This is a genomic window from Candidatus Walczuchella endosymbiont of Icerya purchasi, assembly GCF_964030875.1.
In the GTDB taxonomy this organism is placed as follows: domain Bacteria; phylum Bacteroidota; class Bacteroidia; order Flavobacteriales; family Blattabacteriaceae; genus Walczuchella.
The window spans coordinates 234,873-254,451 of sequence record NZ_OZ034981.1 but is presented as its reverse complement, the minus strand read 5'-3'; the positions used below and the strand labels follow the sequence as shown (position 1 = coordinate 254,451).

Below are 19,579 nucleotides of genomic sequence, written 5' to 3'. Positions count from 1 at the left end.
TTGTATACCAAAAATTTATATAGAGAGTGTCACGAATATTAGCCATAGATTATGGAAAAAAGAGAACAGGATTGGCAGTAACTGATCCGTTTGGAATGATTGCTTTCGGATTAAAAACTGTGAAAACATCAGAATTAATGATTTTTTTAAATTCGTACCTCTCTAAAGAGAGAGTTAAGACACTAATTGTAGGAGATCCTAAAAATCAATACTTTGATATAGAAAAGGATATTCAAACATTTATTAAAAATTTTCTATCAATTTTTTACGAAATTCCTGTAGTTCGTGTAGATGAACGTTTTACTTCAAAAATAGCTAAAGATTCTATAACATATATTAAATTAAAAAAAAAATATCGGAAGAATAAAGCACTAATTGATGAAATAAGCGCTGTATTAATTTTACAAGATTATCTTGGATAGAGAAAATCTAATTAAATGATGTTACCTATCTCTCTATATGGAGATCCCGTTTTAAGGAAAAAATGTAAAAAAGTAGAAACTTCCTTTTTAAAGATTCAAAAAATTATTAATAATATGTTTATGACCATGTACCAAGCTAATGGTATTGGTTTAGCTGCACCTCAAGTAGGTTTGAGTATACAACTTTTTATCGTAGATCTTTCGGAGAGAGAGAGTTCTTTTAAAGAGATTTTCATAAATCCTAAAATAATAAAGGCCCATAGAGATCTTTGGAAATATAAAGAAGGATGTTTAAGCATACCAAAAATTATAGAAAACGTGGAACGCCCTAAAAAAATAGAAATAGAATATTATAATGAACATTGGGAAAAATGCAAAGAGACTCTTCATGGAATAGAAGCTAGGGTAGTACAGCATGAGTATGACCACCTTAATGGAAAATTATTTATAGACTATCTTCCATCATTAAAACGAAATTTAATAAAAAAAATTTATAGAATTAAATAATTCACTGGACTTTTTCGACAATGACTTTAAAAGCATCAGGATGATGTATAGCTAAGTCGGCGAGGACTTTTCTATTAAGACTTATATTATTTTTTGATAGCTTATTCATTAACTTAGAATAAGATAATCCATACTCTCTAGAGCCAGCATTAATACGCTGAATCCATAATCTCCTAAAAGATCTTTTTTTTCTTTTACGTCCTATATAAGCGTATAGTAGAGCTTTTTCTACAGCGTTTTTAGCAACGGTAAAAACCTTACTTCGTGCTCCATAATAACCCTTCGCCGTTTTAAGTATTTTTTTTCTCCTGGCTTTGGAAGCCACTGCGTTCACTGATCTTGGCATATAACTTAACCTATTAACAATTGTCTTTTGATATTTTTCTCATCCGATTTTCTAACAATGGAAAAACAAGTTAATCGACGTTTTCTATGAATAGATTTTTTAGTTAGTATATGATTTTTAAAAGCATGCTTTCTTATGATAAAACCATTAGAAGTCAATTTAAAACGCTTTTTAGCGCTAGACTTAGTTTTCAACTTAAACATTGTAAAATCAATTATATTATTTTTGGTGTTAAAACTAGGAACATTCTTTTCCCTTCAAGATAAGGCATACGTTCTGTCTTAGAGCAATCTTCAAGGTCTCTTGCTAAACGTAATAATAATACCTCGCCCTGGTTTTTATAGATTATAGATCGGCCTTTGAAAAATACTATGAGTCTCACCTTAGATCCTTCTTGGAGAAATTTTCTCGCATTATTTTTTTTAAATTCATAATCGTGTTCATAGATTTGTGGACCAAAACGGATTTCTTTTACCTGATTATGTTTAAGTTTTTTTTGCTTTTTCTTCTGTTCATAAAGAAATTTATTATAATCTAGTAATTTGCAAACAGGAGGGTACATATTAGGATTAATTTCTACTAAATCCAATCCAAGATTTTTAGCTATATCTAGGGAATCTCGTAAGGAATATATTCCGTTTTTTACATTATCTCCCACTAAACGTATATCAATAGATGTAATACTATCATTGATACGATGATTAGTCTTCTTATTCTTCATAGATTATACAAGTTTAGATTTTATTAAATCTATAAATTCTTCTTTAGAATAAGCACCTAGATTTCCTTCTTTATGTGCTCTTACGGAAAGATTACCGCAAGTAACCTCTTTATCTCCTACTAATATCATGAAGGGAATTTTAGACATCTCAGAATCTATGATTTTTTTACTAATTTTCTCATCACGAATATCAATATTGACACGAATATCAAATTCGTATAACAAATTTAAAACTTTTTTTGCATAAAGTATATGTTTATAACTTATGGGAAGAATCAGAACTTGAATCGGTGCAAGCCAAAAAGGAAAATTACCATAAGTATGCTCTATGAGAATAGCTATAAAACGTTCCAAAGAACCAAAAGACGCTCTATGTATCATTACAGGACGATCCCATTGATTATCTACTCCTCTGTATTGTAAATTAAACCTCTCAGGAAGATTATAGTCTACCTGAATAGTACCTAACTGCCAACTACGTCCTAAAGCATCCTTTACAATAAAATCCAATTTTGGACCGTAGAAAGCTGCTTCTCCATGGGAGATGTTTATTTTTAAATTTTTAGATGTTGCTGCCTGGATGATAGCATGTTCAGATTTTTTCCAATTATCATCTGTTCCTATATATTTATTAGGCGTTTTATGATCTCTAAGAGAGATCTGAGCCGTGTAATCTTTAAACCCAAAATATTCTAAACTATAGAGCACCAATTCAATAACTTTTTTAAATTCTTCTAAAAGCTGATCAGTAGTACAAAAAATATGCGCATCATCTTGAGTAAACCCTCTCACACGCATTAAACCATGAAGTTCTCCTTTTTGTTCATATCGGTATACGGTACCAAATTCAGAGAATCTTTTGGGAAGGTCTCGATAAGACCATTGTTGTGACCGGTAAATTTCGCAATGGTGTGGACAATTCATCGGTTTTAATAAAAATTCTTCAGACTTATTAGGGGAGGATATAGACCAAAAACTATCCTTCCCATATTTATCCCAATGGCCTGAAATTTCATAAAGAGATTTATATCCAATGTGTGGTGTAACTACCATTTCATAACCATATTTTTGTTGTGTACTACGTAGAAAATCCTTCAAACATTTTCGTAAAATAGCTCCTTTGGGTTGCCAAAGTGGTAGACCAGATCCTACTCTTTCTGAAAAAGTAAATAAACCAAGTTCTTTTCCGAGCTTACGATGATCTCTATTTTTAGACTCGTCAAAACGTAATAAGTAATCATAAAGTTCTTTTTGATTAGGAAAAGAAATACCATAAATTCTTGTAATTTGCTTGTTGTTTTTATCACCATTCCAATAAACTCCGGAGAGACTAAGAATTTTTACGTATTTAATACAACCAGTACCAGTAATATGCCCTCCTTGGCATAGATCAACAAAATCGTCGTGACGACAAAAAGTAATAGACTCAAAATTTTGGATTAATTCTGTTTTATAAGAATTTTTTTTATAAAAATTTAATGCCTCTACTTTAGAAACTTTATACAGATGAAAAGATGAACATTTTCTAGCATTTTCAATCATAATAGTTTCAATCTTAATAAAATCTTTCTCTGAAATAGAAGCTCCAGACATATCAACGTCATAATAAAAACCATTCTCAATAGGTGACCCTATAGTTAATAGAGATTTGGGATACATTTTTAAAATAGCTTGTGCCAACAAATGTGCGGATGAATGCCAAAAGGCTTTTTTTCCCATCGGATCTTCCCAGGTATAAAATTCAATATGTACATCTTGAGTTATTGGAGTATCCAGTTCTATTTGTTTTCCATCTATACTAGCAGATAATACACGATTAGCTAATGATTTATTGATATGATGAGCTATTTCTATCGGTAAAGTTCCAAATGGAAATTTTTTTGATTTACCGTTAGGAAATCTGATACATATAAGATTTTCCTTAGAAGAAGAGTCTGTCATAGATAAAGAGTAGTGATTATATTTTTTGTTCTAATTGCTTAAGTAGAAATTCTACTATAGAGGTTCCAGACCGGTCTAGATTATGTTTACGTTCTTTACTGGACAAGTATAATTTTCCGTACCACTACCTTAAATAAGAATAGTTGCGGGTTTACCTAATCCTAGTATTCTGTCCACCCAGAAGTTCTACGAGTTCATCGTGGACAATCTTTATTATAACCTGTTCGGGTTTAACTTTTTGACCTAAAGCTTTGTTTTTTAGGAAATTCCTTAGCGACTTTAAAATTCACATCAGCATTAAGTAAAACCCGACGGAATACTTTCAATATTACTCTCTGTAATACTTTCAATATTATGGAAAATCTTTACCAATTGATCTTGGAAAGTATCAAACATAGTATTTTTTCTACATACGTTCTGGCATATTGATTACCAAAAGTTTCAGGCCTAATTTTAAAACTTCTCCACACAAAATAGAAAGTTTTAGTAGGAAAATAGCCTGATACAGATTTTTATCTGGAATAATTTTTACACTTACGTTTTGGTCAAAATCGTTAAAAGATTTAGCTAGTTCATAAATGTAATTAGCCAATATAGCTGGACTAAAATTTTACGCCGAACTTTTCACTAAAAACCTATTTGATAGATCCAATATATTTAAAGAAAACATAAACTGATCGGACTTTTACTTTTCTAGTATAATTTTAAGTCTATCTTGTAGCATTTTTATTTTTTTTATGGTATCATATTCTTTTTTCATTTCTAAATGAACTACTCTTTGAGGAGCATTATATACAAAATGCTTATTTGACAATTTTTTCCTTGTATCTGCTAGAAAATCTTTATAGTATTCTATAGATTTTTTTAATTTTTTAATCTCCTCATAGAGATTAGTCTGTCCTTCAAAAGACACAAAGTATTCTTGTGTACCAACTAAAAAAGATAATTTGTTATTAATAGGTTTCTCTTCCAGAAAAGAAAGCTCCGAAATATTTTCTAATTTTAAAACCACGGGATAGAATATAGATTTTTCATCATTAATACAAGTGGACAACAAAAATGAAATATTTTCATAAATTCTCTGCCTTTTTCTTAAGGATCGTAACTCTATTACAAGATGCATAATATGACAAAAATCTGTTATTATTTTTTCCTCAATTTTTTTTTTTTTAGGCCATGAACTAATAATAAGTGCTTCTTTGTCTGCACGGACTTTAATTTTGTGCCAAATTTCTTCTGTAAGAAACGGCATATATGGATGAAGCAATTTCATTAATTTTTCAAAAAATTTAAATGTTTTTGAATATAGAAAATCTGACACCGAATCTTTTGAAGAGGGTTTTACAATTTCTAAATACCACGAACAAAAATCATCCCAAAAAAAATTATACAGAATATTTAACGTGTCAGAAATTTTATATTTTTCAAATAACTGGTCTATTTGTTCAAGTACCTGATCAAATCGGTTTTCAAACCACTTTATAGCTAACTTTTCAGAAGTTAAAATAGGGGCATTAAAATCAGTTTTCCAAGATTTGATCAACCGGAAAGCATTCCATATTTTATTAGCAAAATTTCTTCCTTGTAAACAAAGTTTTTCATTAAAAATCAGATCATTCCCCATTTGACTATTAAGCAATAGTCCTACTCTTACTCCATCTGTCCCATATTGATTCATCAAGGTAATAGGATTAGGAGAATTTCCTAAAGACTTAGACATTTTTTTGTGATGATTATCACGAACAATACCAGTAAAACAAACGTTCTCAAATGGTTTTTTATTTATAAAAGTATAACCAGCCATAACCATACGTGCTACCCAAAAAAATAGAATATCAGGTCCAGTGACTAAATCTTTAGTTGGATAATAATATTGAATACTTTTATTATTTGGGCGAGATATGCCATCAAATACAGAAATTGGCCATAGCCAAGAAGAAAACCAAGTATCAAGCACATCTTCGTCTTGTTTTAACAGATCCAATGTTATACCATTTATTTTTTTACTAGCTAGATTAAGAGCCTCCTCCTTAGTTTCAGCCACTATATAATCTTCTATATTATTATTATAATAGTACACTGGAATGCGGTGTCCCCACCAAAGTTGACGTGAAATGTTCCAATCTTGGATATTTTCCATCCAATTTTTATAAATCTTTTCTATTTTTGGGGGATGAAAGTGAATTTCTCCATTTTTTACAGCTTCAATCGCTTGTTTAGCCATATCTGTTGTTTTTAGAAACCATTGCATGGAACGACGAGATTCTATCAAAGATCCAGTACGTTCAGAGACGCCTACCTTATGGATTAAGGACTCTTCTTTTATCAAAAAACCCTTTTCTCTTAGTTCTTGTACAATCTCTTTACGCACTTTAAAACGGTCTTCTCCATGATAGTGGAAAGCATGTTCATTTAAAGTCCCATCCTCATTAAGAATATCTATAAATTCTAGATGATATTTTTTAGCTAAAATTTGGTCATTAACGTCGTGAGAAGGAGTCATTTTAAGACAGCCACTTCCAAATTCTCTATCTACATATTCATCCTTTATGAGTGGGACTATACGTTGAACAATGGGAACCAAAATACTTTCTCCCATTTTTATATGGGAAAAACGTTCATCATATGGATGAACACAAACCGCCGTATCACCCAACAAGGTTTCTGGACGAGTAGTGGCAATAATTAAATATTCTTTTTTACCTAAAATCGGGTACTTTATATAATAAAGTATTCCTTTACATTCTTTATATATTACCTCTTCATCTGATATAGTGGTTTTCGCCTCAGTATCCCAATGTACCATTCTGTATTCCCTATAAATCAATCCGCGTCTATATAAATCAATAAAACAACGAATAACAGAATTTGATAGCGATTTATCCATAGTAAATCTTGTAAATTTCCAATTACAAGAGCATCCAAGCTTTTTAAGTTGATTCAATATGGTCTCTCTATGTTTATGAGTCCACTCCCAAGCTAATTTTAGAAAAGCTTCTCTACCTATTTTTGATTTAGTAAGTTTTTTTTCTTTTAGATGAGATACTATTTTAGCCTCAGTGGCTATGGAAGCATGATCTGTTCCTGGAACCCAACAAGTATTGTAACCTCTCATACGAGAACGACGTACAAGTACATCTTGTAACGTGTTATTCAACATGTGACCCATATGAAGTATCCCAGTAATATTTGGTGGAGGAATTACCACAGTATAAGAAGGCCTTTCATCAGGAATAGAATGAAAAAAAGATTTTTTAAGCCAAAAATGATATATTTTTTTCTCAATATTTTTAGGTGTGTAACGAGTTAATATTTCCATAATGCTTTGTAAATTTAGCCGTCCTCTGGAACAACTAGAAAAGAATATATTAATGTGGATAATTCCGCGATTCTTATAACCCCAGATAGCGATTTAATGCTTGTACTATTATTTGTTTTTAGTATACCATGGGTTAGGGTTAAAATCCACTAATTCTATTAGTGCCATTTCTGAACCGTCACCCAATCGAAATCCAGTTTTAATAATTCTGGTATAACCTCCAGGACGCTCTAATATTTTAGGAGCCACTGTAAGAAAAATATCGACAACAGCGGACTTATTTTGTAAATATGAAAATACTATGCGTCTAGAATGTGTACTAGATGTTTTGCTCTTGGTAAGAAGAGGCTCTATAAAACGTTGTAATGCTTTCGCCTTAGCTAAAGTGGTACTTATTCTTTTTTTCAGAATAAGAGAACAGGCCATATTCGACAACATAGCTTTTCTATGTGATGACGTTCTCCCAAGATGATTTATCTTTTTCCTGTGTATCATGGTGAGTAGGGTGAGTAGGGTGAGTAGAAAGCTTACCATTGAGGATAATAGGCATATACTGCAAGGATTTCTTCAATTCGCAAAAGCTTATTCGCCAGACGTTCACTATGAGATATAATCGTCGGGTCTACGCAATTTTTATCCATTACGTCTTCAATAGAGTGATAATTTTCGCCAGTAAGATATTCACTTCCTTTAAACTTGTTCTTAAGGTGAATATCCAGCAGCTTGAGGAGCTTGAGGAGCTTGAGGAGCTTGAGGAGCTTGTGAAAAGGTAGCTTATGGTGAGAGTACAAGCGTTCAACCCTACTAAAGAAATTCCTAGCAATGCATTAGCCACCAATGTTTTGGGACCTTCAATAAGATCTATAGATCTATGATAAACTTGAGAAAGTATTCTATTCACATTTTCTCTTAACACTCCTTTTACCAGGTAATCTTTACCTCCATAACGGAATTTTATGGATTACCAATCCTTACTCCCAGAGTTCCAGAGAAAACATGAATGAGTTGTATCGTACTGTTTATCGTACTAAGATTGAATTATTTTTTAACTCTACCCAAACCTTTTTTTTCTAAAAAGATATTTATCTCATTCAAAGTTTTTATTCCAAAATGTTTCAATTTTTTTAGATCTTTTTCGGTTTTACTTATTAGTTGTCTTAACGTAAAAATTTCTGCTGATTTTAAGCAGTTTTGTGCTCTGACCGAGAAGCCCAGTTCGGAAAGATTAGAATTCAACAATTTCTCCAAGTATACAGTATATTCAGAAAGTTCTGTAATATTTTGACTCTCGGTAGAAATATTATTCTCATTAAATAACATAAAGTGATTTATTAGAATTTTAGAAGCTTCTATCAAAGCCTCTTTAGGAGAGATAGAACCATCTGTTTGAATTTCTATAGAAAGTTTTTCATAATATGTTTTTGGTTCAAAACGACAATTTTCCACAGTATATTTTACATTTTTTATTGGTGTAAATATAGAATCAATCGCAATAGTTCCTATGGGATATTCATATTTTTTATTTGATTCAGCAGGTACATATCCACGACCTTTTTCTATAATAAAGAAAATATTAAAAGGAATAGATTTTTTTTTATTGCATATAATAAGATCTGGGTTCAATACTTTAAATCCAGATATAAATGTGCCAAAATCTCCCGCTGTAATTTTCTCTTTATCTTTTATACAAACCGTTACTTCTTCTTTAGTGCTTTTTAAATCACTAGATTTTTGGAATCGGATTTTTTTACAATTAAGAATAATGTCTGTAACATCTTCTATTACTCCTTTTATTGTAGAAAATTCATGATTGACTCCTTCAATTTTTACTGAAGTAATAGCAAAACCTTCTAAAGAAGAAAGAAGAATTCGTCTTAGGCTATTCCCTATAGTAACTCCAAAACCAGGTTCCAAAGGGTTAATTTCGAAAATGCCTGAATACAAAGTTTCACTCTTTATGAGTACTCTTTCAGGTTGTATAATATTTACAATCGTCATATTTATTTATATTTGGAATACCATTCAACTATTATTCGTTCATTAATATTCTCTGGAATATTTTCTCTTTCAGGAAGACTTTTAAAAGTTCCACGCATTTTTTCTTGATCCCATACCAACCAATCAACTATTTGACCATCCGAGTTATGGGAATTCAAAACATGTTGAATATTTGGATTATTTTTAGATTTGTTTATAATTTCTACAATATCTCCTGGTTTTAATAAATAAGAAGGAATATTTACTTTTTTTTGGTTGACAGTTATATGTCCATGTAATACTAATTGTCGTGCGGATGACCTAGATAGAGAGATACCTAATCTATAAACCACATTATCTAAACGAGATTCAAATAACTGTAAAAAGACTTCACCAGTATTTTTTTTCATACTTAATGCTTTTTTAAACATTCTTCTACATTGACGTTCCAAAACACCATATATATATTTGAGTTTCTGTTTTTCTAAAAGTTGAAGAGCATATCCAGATTTTTTTACTCGTCTATGATAACTGACGTGTTGATTTTTTTTACGTTCAAAATCTTTGTCTTTACCAAAGAGATTTTCGCAAAATTTCCGTGCAATTTTAGTTTTAGGTCCTATATATTTTGCCATAATTAAGCTCTTCTACGTTTAGGAGGTCTACATCCATTATGAGGCAATGGAGTACTATCTGTAATACTAACAACGGAAATTACCTTATTCAAAGAACGAATAGCTGATTCTCTACCAATTCCACATCCTTTTATAATAACATCTACTTTTCTAAGTCCAGCATTAAAACCCTTTTCAGCTACTTTATCAGCAGTTATTTGAGCAGCATAAGGTGTATTCTTTTTAGAACCTTTAAATCCTATTTCACCTGCAGAACAAGAACATATAACCTCTCCTTTTTTATTTGTTAAAGTAATGATAATGTTATTGAAAGAAGAATTTATATGTGCTATACCTATAATATCAACTTCAACTTTTTTACTATTGTTTTTGCCATGTGTTTTCATTTATTTAATAATTTTTTTCTTATTAGCTACTGTTTTTTTTACACCTTTTCTGGTCCTAGAATTATTTTTAGTTTTCTGTCCCCTTAATGGCAAACCAATTCGATGACGAATCCCTCTATAGCAACCTATATCCATTAAACGTTTAATGTTCATCTGGTATTCCGATTTAAGTTCTCCTTCAGTTTTTACACTTTCTAGAAGAACTTTCCGGATGTCATTAATTTCTTCATCACTCCAATCTTTTATTTTTTTATCATGATTTACTCCTACTTGGGAAAGGATTTTTTTCGCTGTACTTTTTCCTATACCGTAGATATACGTTAGTCCTATTACTCCCCTTTTGTTTTTAGGTAAGTCTACTCCTGAAAGTCTTGCCATATACTACGCCTGTCTTTGTTTAAATTTTGGATTTTTTTTATCTATTACATATAAACGTCCACCCTTACGTCTTACTATTTTAGAATCAACACTTCTTTTTTTTAAAGAGGTTTTCACTTTCATTGCATCAAATGTTATAAATTCTAATATCTATAAATAACTCGACCTTTAGTAAGGTCATAAGGAGAAATTTCCATCCTAACTTTATCTCCAGGAAGAATTTTTATATAATTCTTTCTCATTTTTCCAGATATATAAACTTTAAGAATATGTCCGTTCTCTAAACGAGCACGGAACATTGCATTAGGCAATGCTTCTATAATTTCAGCATCTTGCTCTATAAAAGATTCTTTTTTATTATACATGAAATTATTTTTTGTTATAAGATATTTTTCCTTGCATCATTCCGTCATAATGAATATTAAGCAAATAAGCATTTATTTGTTGAGACATATCTAGTACTACTCCTATAATAATTAATAATGATGTACCTCCGTAAAATAAAGAAAATCCCTTAGTAACTCCTATTCTGACCACAATAGCAGGCAATACGGCAATTATTGCCAGGAAAATTGCTCCTAAAAAAGTTATTTTATACAAAATATTATCTATATAATCAATCGTATCCTGACCAGGTTTTACGCCTGGAATATATGCTCCATTTTTTTTAAGATCATCCGCCATTTTATTTACAGGAATAGTAATTGCGGTATAAAAAAATGTAAAGGATATGATAAGAAAAACAAATACTATATTATACCAAACTCCATAAATATCTTGGAAAATGTCTACAATTTTTTTTAATTCTTCATTTCTAATATGAGGAAATAAAATTACTGGCAATAACATAATGGCATGTGCAAATATAATAGGCAGAACTCCTACCGTTAGAACACTTAACGGAATATATTGTCGAATTGACGGTTTTATTGAAACAGAATAATTTTTAATAGATTTGACATATTGAAGAGGAATTTTTCTCACGGATTGTCTAACAAATATACAAAATAGTATGATAAAAAACCAAATTATAAATTCAACAAATAATAAAAATAGACCAACGTTACCTACTTCCATTCTATTTCGTATTTCCATAACTATGGATTCTGGAAAACGTACTATGATACCTATCATAATAATTAATGAAATACCATTTCCTATTCCTTTATTGGAAATATTTTCTCCAAGCCACATAGAAAATAATGTTCCTGTAGTAAGTAATAAAATAGACATTAACCAGAAAACAAATTTGACCTCGTAACTTGTTATATCTAATAGATAAGCTTTAGGAATATAAGAAAATGGTAAGAATTGAGTAGTAAGTGCTGCAATATATGCTGGGGCCTGAATAAGGCAAAGACCTATAGTAAGCCATTTAGTAAGATCATTAATTTTTTTTATCCCACTTTCTCCTTCTCTTTTTAGAGATGGAAAAATAATTTCCATCAGTTGGATAACAATAGAGGCTGAGATATAAGGCATGATTCCAAGAGCTAATACAGAAGCATGGGTAAAAGCACCACCAGTAAATGAAGAAAGAACCTGCATAATGTTCTTGGGACTTGGATTCAGATTTTCTATAAAGTAACCTATCTCTCTAGAATTAATTCCTACTAAAGGAACATAAGATACTAAACGGTAGACTAATAAAAAAAAAATAGTAACAATAATTCGGTTCCGCAATTCTTCTACTTTACAAATATTTTTTAGAGTACTAACAAATTTGACCTCCAACCTTTTGGATTGCTTTTATAGCACTTTTGCTAAATTTTAAAGCTGAAAAATTTATTTTATATGTTAATTTTCCACGACCCAATATTTTGACTAATTTATTTTTATATACTAAACCGAGTTTTTGTAAAATTATTGGATTCACTTCGGTTTTAATTTTTCCCTTATCTACTAAATTTTGTAAGACATCTATATTAATACCAACATAACATTTACGATGAATATTTTTAAATCCAAATTTAGGGATGCGGCGCTGTAGAGGCATTTGACCACCTTCAAATCCAAATTTAGTAGAATTTCCTGAGCGTGATTTTGCTCCTTTATGTCCTCGTGTTGAAGTTCCTCCTTTTCCAGAAGCTTGCCCTCTACCAAGACGGTTACAATTTTTTACAAATTTCATTTGTTTCTATTTTTAGAAGATGCCTTACTTTACGGATCATTCCTAGTATTTGAGGAGTATAAAGATGCTCTACCTTCTGATTAATTTTTCTTAACCCTAAGGCTTTAATAGTTTTTTTTTGATTATTAGAGCATTTTATAATACTTTTGACTTGCGTAATTTTAATTTTATTCATTTGTTTTAACCTTTTAAAACTTTTTGTATAGAGACACCTCTTTCTCTAGCAATATTTTTTATATCACGCATATTTGATAATGCTTTAAACGTTGCTTTTACTACATTGTGTGCATTAGTAGAACCTTTAGATTTTGACAGTACGTTTTTAATCCCAACTACTTCTAATACAGCGCGCACTGCGCCACCAGCAATAAGTCCTGTTCCTTGAGAAGCAGGTTTCATAAAAACACAAGCCCCTGAATAACGAGATTCTTGTTCATGAGGAATACTACCATTAACAGCAGGAATTTTAAACATATTTTTTTTAGCATTATCTTCCGCTTTTGAAATAGCTTCAGAAATATCTTTAGATTTTCCAGTCCCGTATCCGGCTATACCAGTTTCATTCCCCACTACTACAAGTGCCCGATAACTAAATCCTCTTCCTCCTTTGGTTACTTTTACTACTCTATCTACTTCAACAAGTCTAGAAATTTTTTTATTAATAACTGTTTTTTCCATTTTGGGTTAAAATTCTAATCCTTCTTTTCGAGCTGCTTCAGCTAAGGCTTTTACTCTACCGTGATAGAGATAACCATTTCTATCAAAGACTACACGACTTATACCTAACTTAAGAGTTTTTTCTCCTAAGATTTGACCAACCAAAGTAGCTTTTTTAGTTTTACTTACTTTTATTTTAAATTTTTTTTCCTTACTTGTTGCTGAAGATAACGTAATACCTTTAAAATCATCAATGACTTGAGCAAAAATATCTTTATTACTTCTATATATTGATAGACGGGGCCTTTCTGAAGTACCAAAAATTTTATTCTTTTTTTTAGACATTTTTAAGCGGATTTTCCTGCTTTTCTTCTTATATATTTTCCGACGTATCTTACTCCTTTTCCCTTATAAGGATCTGGTTTTCTAATAGAATAAATTTTAGCAGCAACAAGACCTAATAGTTGCTTATCACAGGATTTAAGAATAATTAATGGATTTTTTCCTTTTTCATATTGGGTATGTAGTTTAATTTCTATCGGAAGTTCCATTATAATATTGTGAGAAAAACCTAAATTTAATTCTAATCGTTGATTTTTATGAAAAGCTCTGTATCCTATTCCTACTAATTCCAATTCCTTAGAAAATCCCATGGTGACTCCAATAAACATATTTTTAATAATTGAGCAATAAAGACCATGTATTGCTCTATCTTCCTTGTTATCTGAAGTTCTCTTCACTAAGAGTTTTTCTCCATTATATTCTATTTTAATTCGTGAAGAGAATACTTGTTGTAATTTTCCGATCTGTCCTAATACTTCTATAAGATTATTGTTTTTTAATTCGACCGAAACTCCTTTCGGTATAGAAAGAGGAAAATTTCGAATTCTTAACATAAATAACATTTTTAATATACATGACATATAACTTCTCCTCCAACATGTTTTGCTCGAGCCTGTTTATCTGTCATGACGCCTTGAGAGGTCGAAATTATTGCAATTCCTAACCCATTTAATACACGAGGTAAATTAGTAGATGAACTGTATTTTCTTAATCCTGGTTTGCTTAAACGCTTAATAGACTTAATTACTGGTTTTCTTGTTTTACGGTCATATTTTAAAGCAATTTTAATATTTTTCTTATTTGAATTTTCTTCAAATTTATAACTTAATATTAATCCTTGATCAAATAAGATTTTTGTAATCTCTTTTTTTAATTTTGAAGAAGGAATTTCCACTATACTATGTTCAGCATTTAAAGCATTCCGAATTCGTGTTAAAAAATCTGCTATAGGATCTGTGTACATATTACCAACTAGATTTTTTTATCCCTGGAATTAAACCCATATTTACAAGTTCTCTAAAAAAAATCCTAGATACTCCAAATAGACGCATGTATCCTTTAGGACGTCCTGTAAATTCACAACGATTATGCAATCTAACTCTAGAAGAATTTCGAGGAAGTTTTTGCAACCCCTCATAATTACCAGATTTTTTTAGCTTATTACGTTTTTCAGCATATTTGTTATATAATTTTAATCTATTACGTTCTCTAGATTGAAGAGATTTTTTAGCCATTTTTATTTATTTTTTTTTAAAAGGCAATCCAAGATGTCTTAGTAATGAAAACGCCTCTTCATCACTTTTAGCTGAGGTAACAAAAGTAAGATCCATTCCTGAAATTTTGTTAATTTTTTCTATAGAAATTTCTGGAAATATAATTTGTTCTGATATCCCCATATTGTAGTTACCGTGACCATCGAAACTTTTAAAATTAATTCCATTAAAATCTCGTACTCTAGGAAGAGCTACAGTGATTAACCTATCTAAAAATTCAAACATTCTATCTCCTCTAAGAGTGACCTTAATTCCCACTGGAATTCCCTTACGGAGTTTAAACCCGGATTCATCTTTTCTTGATAGACAAGGGACTGCTTTTTGACCAGCAATAGCACTAATTTCGTCAATAGCATACTTTATCAGTTTTTTATCGGATACAGCATCTCCTATTCCTTGGCTTATAATAATTTTTTTAAGTATCGGAACCTGCATCGGCGAAGAATATTTGAATTCTTCCATTATCAGAGAAGTTTTCTTTTTATATAAACTTTTTATTCTAGGTAAATACATCATAAGATTTTTCCAGAACGCTTTGCTATCCGAAACTTCTTTCCATCTTTTAGATGAAATCCAATACGGGTCGGTTTTACGCTATCTGGATCAACTACAGAAATCTTTGATAAAGAGATAGGAGATTCTCTTTTAATAATCTCCCCTTTGGGATTGTTATCATGGGGTTTAATATGTTGTTTTATAAGATTAACACCTTTTACAATAGCGGTTTTGTTTTTAGGAAAAACAGCTATTACTCTTCCTTTAACCCCTTTATAATTTCCACTTAAAACGATGATTTTATCTCCTTTTTTTATTTTTGATTTCATAATAATCTAAAGAACTTCAGATGCTAATGATATAATTTTCAGATATTTATTATGTTCACGTAGTTCCCGAGGAATAGGTCCAAAAATACGAGTCCCTATAATTTCTCCTGAAGTATTGAGAAGTACACAAGCATTATCATCAAATGAAATATAAGAACCGTCTTCACGACGAACTGGTTTTTTTGTACGTACAACTACAGCTTTAGAGACCTGCCCTTTTTTTATATCACCTGAATAAATAACTTTTTTAAAAGATACTACGATCCTATCTCCTATCGAGGCATACCGCTTTTTAGTACCGCCAAGTATACGAATAAGTAATACCTCTTTAACCCCTGTATTATCGGCAACTTTCAGTATGGATTCTTGCTGTAACATCTAATAACTATTTGACTTCTTCTATTATTCTAACCAATCTCCAACGCTTACTTTTACTAAGTGGACGTGTTTCCATTAATTGAACAAGATCTCCCTCATTGCAAATATTATATTCGTCATGTGCAGCATATTTTTTTATCCTAGATATAGCTTTTCTATAATAAGGATGTTTGACACGTCTTATTTCTTTTACAATAATAGTTTTATTCATTTTATTACTAATAACAACTCCGATTTTTTCTTTTCTTAAATTCCTTTTCATAAAAAATTTTATGTATTTTTTTTCCGAAGTATAGTCAGCATCCGAGCTATAATTTTTCTAGTAATTCTTAATTTTAGAGGATTTTTTAACGTAGATATTTTATTATTAAAATGAAGAATTTCATACTCTGATTTTTTATTTTTTATTTGGTTACTAATTTCTTTTATAGAGAGATTGATTATTTCAGATGCTTTCATTCTTATAATCCATAAAAATTATTGGCTACTATAAATTTAGTCTTTACTGGTAACTTTTTTGCTGCCAACCGTAAAGCTTCTCTAGCTATTAATAATGTTACTTCACTAATTTCCAATAAAATACAACCTGATTTTACAGGCACTGCCCAAAATTCTACTGAACCTTTTCCTTTACCCATTCTAACTTCTTGAGGTTTCCTAGTTATTGGTTTATCAGGAAAAATATTAATCCATAATCTTCCTTCTCTTTTCATATACCGAGTAGCTGCTATACGAGAAGCTTCTATCTGACGGTCTGTTATCAAACTTGACTCTAATGTTTTTAACCCGAAAATTCCAAAAGAAAGGGTACAATTTCTACTAGATTTTCCTTTTATGCGACCTTTCTGTTGTTTTCTATATTTTGTTATTTTAGGTTGTAACATCTTTTTTTTATTTGGGTCTTTGTTGTTTTTTCAATCCTATTAATGGAGATAGATCTGTTTTTTTTTCATAAATTTCTCCTTTCATAATCCAAACTTTTATTCCAATTATTCCATAAGAAGTCTTAGCAAAATCGATAGCATAATCTATGTCAGCACGAAGGGTCGAAAGAGGAATCCGACCCTCTTTATAAGATTCAGTTCGGGACATTTCTGCACCATTTAACCTACCAGATATCTGGATTTTGATACCTTCAACATCCAGACGTTTAGCATCATAAATAGCTACCTTAATAGCTTTCTTATAAGAAATTCTATTGGAAATTTGTTGGGATAAATTTTTGGCGACCAAACGAGCATCCAAAGAAGAATTACGTATATCATATATATTAATATTAACATCTTTCTTAGTCATTTTTTTTAATGACTCTTTTAGTTTATCTATTTCTTTTCCTCCTTTTCCAATAATAATACCAGGACGAGATGTAGTAATAGTAAGAATGATCATTTTTAAAGTACTTTCTATATAAATATGAGATATACTAGACTTTGAAAAGTGTACTTCAATATATTTACGTATATGGTAATCTTCTTTTATTCTATTTTTGTAATTTTTTCCTCCATACCAGTTAGAATCCCAACCTCTTATAATACCTAGTCGATTAGCAATCGGATTTGTTTTTTGTCCCATTATTCTCCATTATTTTTACTATACAAAAAAATACTAACATGGTTAGATCTTTTTCTAATTTGATGACTTCTCCCCTGAGGAGCAGCACGAACTCTTTTGAGCATATGAGCACTATCTACATAGATTCTACTAATATATAAATGCTCTTTACCAAGAGAGGTGTTATTATTTATCCAGTTAGCCATAGCAGAAAGAATAAGCTTTTCAAAATAAATAGATGCATGTTTTTTATTAAATTGAACTACTTCTAGGGCCTTCTGGGTTGAAAGATTACGTATTAAATTAGCTATTAGTCTCATTTTTCTAGCTGAAATAGGGACGTTATTTAAACATGCAAAAACTGGACGTCTTTTAGATATAGCACTTATTCTTTTTCTTGATCCCATAAATTTATTTTATTTTTTTCTTCGCACCAGCATGTCCCCTAAAAATCCGTGTAGGAGAGAATTCTCCTAGTTTGTGACCTACCATATTCTCAGTAATAGATACTGGTATAAATTGTTTTCCATTATGAACTGCTATAATTTTTCCAACAAAATCTGGAGAAATAACAGAATTTCTAGACCAAGTTTTTATAACGGGTTTTTTATTTTTAATAGAATGAGACCTTTTTGTAACCTTTTTATATAATTTATAGTGTATATATGGACCTTTTTTTAAGGAACGTGTCATAATTTATTTCATATATTTTTTATCAATTCTATCGACCTTTCTGGTTGTCTTATATCCCTTAGAAAGAATCCCTTTACGGCTTCTGGGATGACCACCGGATGCTTTACCTTCACCACCCCCCATAGCATGATCTACAGGATTCATAGCAACTGCTCTGGTCCTAGGCCTTCTTCCTAACCAACGGTTCCTACCCGCTTTCCCAGATATTTCTAATTGATGATCTGAATTTGATACTGAACCTATAGTAGCCATACAAGTAGCCAATAGTATCTTTGTTTTACCTGAAGGTAGTTTAATTATAGCATATTTATTATCTCTATCAGAGATTTGCGCATACGAACCAGCACTACGGGCAATTTTGGCTCCTTTACCTGGTTGAACTTCAATACAAGAAATAATCGTACCTAACGGGATATCACTTAAAAAAGTAGCATTTCCTATTTCAGGAAGTACTGATTTTCCAGAAATAATTTTCTGCCCAACTTTAAGTCCATTTTGGGCAATAATATACCGCTTTTCTCCATCGTCATAATGAAGAAGAGAGATAAACGCTGAACGATTAGGATCATATTCTATAGATTTCACTACGGCAAATATCTCTCTTTTATCTCTTTTGAAGTCGATAATTCTATATTTTCTTTTATGACCCTGTCCAATATAACGGACAGTCATTTTTCCAGTATTATTTCTACCTCCAGTAGAGGATTTTCCTTTAGTTAAAATTTTGCTAGGAATAGTTTTAGTAATTTCCTTAAAACTATTTACAATTCTAAATCTCTGTCCAGGTGTTATAGGTTTTAATTTTTTCACTGACATAATTACTGAATCTGATGATAACAATCTAGATTATAAAAATCTATCGATTGTCCTTTTTTAAATTCTACTAGAGCTTTTTTAATTTTTTTATATTTAAAACGTTTAGGTGCACACACTATAATCCGGACATTTTTTACAGATACAGAATATCTATTTTCAATTATTTTTTTTATATCATATTTATTATGACGTATATTTACTAAAAAAACGTAAACATTGTGCAACTTAACAGCAGCACTAGTTTTTTCAGTAATAATTGGCTTTTTTAATAAAAAATCCAT

Annotated in this window: 33 protein-coding genes and 1 pseudogene; 2 read left to right on the top strand and 32 right to left on the bottom strand. The window is 30.6% G+C overall.

The features are described from left to right. The first annotated feature begins 26 nt into the window (after positions 1–26). On the top strand, positions 27–422 hold the full coding sequence (gene ruvX, locus AAHJ01_RS01325) for a Holliday junction resolvase RuvX (RefSeq protein ID WP_342226825.1): 396 nt from the start codon (positions 27–29) through the stop codon (positions 420–422). Between the two features lie 15 nt (positions 423–437). Then, positions 438–929, top strand: coding sequence for a peptide deformylase (gene def / locus AAHJ01_RS01320; protein ID WP_342226824.1), 492 nt, complete (start codon positions 438–440; stop codon positions 927–929). Position 930: 1 nt separating this feature from the next. Here def and rplT read toward each other — a convergent pair whose 3' ends face one another. The 32 genes and pseudogenes from rplT to AAHJ01_RS01160 form a co-directional block, all read right to left on the bottom strand. Then, positions 931–1,275, bottom strand: coding sequence for a 50S ribosomal protein L20 (gene rplT / locus AAHJ01_RS01315; RefSeq protein ID WP_342226823.1), 345 nt, complete (start codon positions 1,273–1,275; stop codon positions 931–933). Positions 1,276–1,280: 5 nt separating this feature from the next. After that, the gene (gene rpmI, locus AAHJ01_RS01310) at positions 1,281–1,478 is read right to left on the bottom strand and encodes a 50S ribosomal protein L35 (protein WP_342226822.1); all 198 of its coding nucleotides are present in this window, start codon (positions 1,476–1,478) and stop codon (positions 1,281–1,283) included. An 11-nt stretch (positions 1,479–1,489) separates the two neighbouring features. Further along, positions 1,490–1,996 carry a translation initiation factor IF-3 gene (gene infC, locus AAHJ01_RS01305; protein ID WP_342226821.1) on the bottom strand — a complete coding sequence of 169 codons (507 nt, stop codon included), beginning with the start codon at positions 1,994–1,996 and terminating at the stop codon, positions 1,490–1,492. Positions 1,997–1,999: 3 nt separating this feature from the next. Next, positions 2,000–3,937: a threonine--tRNA ligase gene (gene thrS / locus AAHJ01_RS01300; RefSeq protein WP_342226820.1), complete on the bottom strand. Its 1,938-nt coding sequence runs from the start codon at positions 3,935–3,937 to the stop codon at positions 2,000–2,002. A 406-nt stretch (positions 3,938–4,343) separates the two neighbouring features. Continuing rightward, positions 4,344–4,529, bottom strand: a complete 186-nt coding sequence (locus AAHJ01_RS01295) for a DALR anticodon-binding domain-containing protein (RefSeq protein ID WP_342226819.1) — start codon at positions 4,527–4,529, stop codon at positions 4,344–4,346. Positions 4,530–4,622: 93 nt separating this feature from the next. After that, entirely contained in the window at positions 4,623–7,256 is a 2,634-nt protein-coding gene (locus AAHJ01_RS01290) for a valine--tRNA ligase (RefSeq protein ID WP_342226818.1), read from the bottom strand. Between the two features lie 138 nt (positions 7,257–7,394). Then, positions 7,395–7,751, bottom strand: a pseudogene (gene rplQ / locus AAHJ01_RS01285) (50S ribosomal protein L17); the annotation flags it as partial. Positions 7,752–8,294: 543 nt separating this feature from the next. Then, the gene (locus AAHJ01_RS01280) at positions 8,295–9,254 is read right to left on the bottom strand and encodes a DNA-directed RNA polymerase subunit alpha (protein WP_342226817.1); all 960 of its coding nucleotides are present in this window, start codon (positions 9,252–9,254) and stop codon (positions 8,295–8,297) included. Positions 9,255–9,256: 2 nt separating this feature from the next. Further along, on the bottom strand, positions 9,257–9,868 hold the full coding sequence (gene rpsD / locus AAHJ01_RS01275) for a 30S ribosomal protein S4 (protein WP_342226816.1): 612 nt from the start codon (positions 9,866–9,868) through the stop codon (positions 9,257–9,259). A 2-nt stretch (positions 9,869–9,870) separates the two neighbouring features. Beyond that, a complete protein-coding gene (rpsK, locus tag AAHJ01_RS01270; RefSeq protein WP_342226815.1) occupies positions 9,871–10,254 on the bottom strand; it encodes a 30S ribosomal protein S11 in 384 nt (127 codons plus the stop codon). Next, positions 10,255–10,632: a 30S ribosomal protein S13 gene (gene rpsM / locus AAHJ01_RS01265; RefSeq protein ID WP_342226814.1), complete on the bottom strand. Its 378-nt coding sequence runs from the start codon at positions 10,630–10,632 to the stop codon at positions 10,255–10,257. It lies immediately after the preceding gene. A 3-nt stretch (positions 10,633–10,635) separates the two neighbouring features. Next, positions 10,636–10,755, bottom strand: a complete 120-nt coding sequence (rpmJ, locus tag AAHJ01_RS01260; RefSeq protein ID WP_038436078.1) for a 50S ribosomal protein L36 — start codon at positions 10,753–10,755, stop codon at positions 10,636–10,638. Positions 10,756–10,775: 20 nt separating this feature from the next. Beyond that, positions 10,776–10,997, bottom strand: coding sequence for a translation initiation factor IF-1 (gene infA / locus AAHJ01_RS01255; RefSeq protein ID WP_342226813.1), 222 nt, complete (start codon positions 10,995–10,997; stop codon positions 10,776–10,778). Positions 10,998–11,001: 4 nt separating this feature from the next. Further along, complete coding sequence (gene secY, locus AAHJ01_RS01250; protein ID WP_342226812.1) at positions 11,002–12,366, bottom strand: preprotein translocase subunit SecY; 1,365 nt, start codon at positions 12,364–12,366, stop codon at positions 11,002–11,004. After that, positions 12,347–12,763, bottom strand: a complete 417-nt coding sequence (gene rplO / locus AAHJ01_RS01245; RefSeq protein ID WP_342226811.1) for a 50S ribosomal protein L15 — start codon at positions 12,761–12,763, stop codon at positions 12,347–12,349. Before rplO ends, secY begins: the two co-directional genes overlap by 20 nt. After that, positions 12,741–12,938: a 50S ribosomal protein L30 gene (rpmD, locus tag AAHJ01_RS01240; protein ID WP_342226810.1), complete on the bottom strand. Its 198-nt coding sequence runs from the start codon at positions 12,936–12,938 to the stop codon at positions 12,741–12,743. Before rpmD ends, rplO begins: the two co-directional genes overlap by 23 nt. 5 nt (positions 12,939–12,943) lie before the next feature. Continuing rightward, entirely contained in the window at positions 12,944–13,441 is a 498-nt protein-coding gene (gene rpsE / locus AAHJ01_RS01235; protein ID WP_342226809.1) for a 30S ribosomal protein S5, read from the bottom strand. A 6-nt stretch (positions 13,442–13,447) separates the two neighbouring features. Continuing rightward, positions 13,448–13,765, bottom strand: coding sequence for a 50S ribosomal protein L18 (gene rplR, locus AAHJ01_RS01230; protein ID WP_342226808.1), 318 nt, complete (start codon positions 13,763–13,765; stop codon positions 13,448–13,450). Positions 13,766–13,767: 2 nt separating this feature from the next. Next, entirely contained in the window at positions 13,768–14,316 is a 549-nt protein-coding gene (gene rplF, locus AAHJ01_RS01225) for a 50S ribosomal protein L6 (protein WP_342226807.1), read from the bottom strand. An 11-nt stretch (positions 14,317–14,327) separates the two neighbouring features. Next, entirely contained in the window at positions 14,328–14,726 is a 399-nt protein-coding gene (gene rpsH / locus AAHJ01_RS01220) for a 30S ribosomal protein S8 (RefSeq protein WP_342226806.1), read from the bottom strand. A 1-nt stretch (position 14,727) separates the two neighbouring features. Next, positions 14,728–14,997 carry a 30S ribosomal protein S14 gene (gene rpsN, locus AAHJ01_RS01215; protein WP_342226805.1) on the bottom strand — a complete coding sequence of 90 codons (270 nt, stop codon included), beginning with the start codon at positions 14,995–14,997 and terminating at the stop codon, positions 14,728–14,730. A gap of 6 nt (positions 14,998–15,003) precedes the next feature. After that, complete coding sequence (gene rplE, locus AAHJ01_RS01210; protein ID WP_342226804.1) at positions 15,004–15,552, bottom strand: 50S ribosomal protein L5; 549 nt, start codon at positions 15,550–15,552, stop codon at positions 15,004–15,006. After that, positions 15,549–15,860: a 50S ribosomal protein L24 gene (gene rplX, locus AAHJ01_RS01205; protein ID WP_342226803.1), complete on the bottom strand. Its 312-nt coding sequence runs from the start codon at positions 15,858–15,860 to the stop codon at positions 15,549–15,551. The genes rplE and rplX overlap by 4 nt, the downstream gene beginning before the upstream one ends. Before the next feature lie 6 nt (positions 15,861–15,866). Next, a complete protein-coding gene (gene rplN / locus AAHJ01_RS01200) occupies positions 15,867–16,238 on the bottom strand; it encodes a 50S ribosomal protein L14 (RefSeq protein WP_342226802.1) in 372 nt (123 codons plus the stop codon). A gap of 7 nt (positions 16,239–16,245) precedes the next feature. Next, positions 16,246–16,500 (bottom strand): 30S ribosomal protein S17, encoded by a 255-nt coding sequence (gene rpsQ, locus AAHJ01_RS01195; protein WP_342226801.1) that lies wholly within the window; start codon positions 16,498–16,500, stop codon positions 16,246–16,248. Between the two features lie 8 nt (positions 16,501–16,508). Then, the gene (rpmC, locus tag AAHJ01_RS01190) at positions 16,509–16,697 is read right to left on the bottom strand and encodes a 50S ribosomal protein L29 (protein WP_342226800.1); all 189 of its coding nucleotides are present in this window, start codon (positions 16,695–16,697) and stop codon (positions 16,509–16,511) included. A 2-nt stretch (positions 16,698–16,699) separates the two neighbouring features. Further along, positions 16,700–17,122 carry a 50S ribosomal protein L16 gene (gene rplP, locus AAHJ01_RS01185; protein WP_342226799.1) on the bottom strand — a complete coding sequence of 141 codons (423 nt, stop codon included), beginning with the start codon at positions 17,120–17,122 and terminating at the stop codon, positions 16,700–16,702. A gap of 7 nt (positions 17,123–17,129) precedes the next feature. Further along, positions 17,130–17,810 carry a 30S ribosomal protein S3 gene (rpsC, locus tag AAHJ01_RS01180; RefSeq protein ID WP_342226798.1) on the bottom strand — a complete coding sequence of 227 codons (681 nt, stop codon included), beginning with the start codon at positions 17,808–17,810 and terminating at the stop codon, positions 17,130–17,132. Beyond that, positions 17,810–18,196 carry a 50S ribosomal protein L22 gene (rplV, locus tag AAHJ01_RS01175; protein WP_342226797.1) on the bottom strand — a complete coding sequence of 129 codons (387 nt, stop codon included), beginning with the start codon at positions 18,194–18,196 and terminating at the stop codon, positions 17,810–17,812. The genes rpsC and rplV overlap by 1 nt, the downstream gene beginning before the upstream one ends. A 4-nt stretch (positions 18,197–18,200) precedes the next feature. Continuing rightward, complete coding sequence (rpsS, locus tag AAHJ01_RS01170) at positions 18,201–18,482, bottom strand: 30S ribosomal protein S19 (protein ID WP_342226796.1); 282 nt, start codon at positions 18,480–18,482, stop codon at positions 18,201–18,203. Positions 18,483–18,485: 3 nt separating this feature from the next. Further along, positions 18,486–19,298: a 50S ribosomal protein L2 gene (rplB, locus tag AAHJ01_RS01165; RefSeq protein WP_342226795.1), complete on the bottom strand. Its 813-nt coding sequence runs from the start codon at positions 19,296–19,298 to the stop codon at positions 18,486–18,488. A gap of 2 nt (positions 19,299–19,300) precedes the next feature. Beyond that, positions 19,301–19,579 (bottom strand): 50S ribosomal protein L23, encoded by a 279-nt coding sequence (locus tag AAHJ01_RS01160; protein ID WP_342226794.1) that lies wholly within the window; start codon positions 19,577–19,579, stop codon positions 19,301–19,303.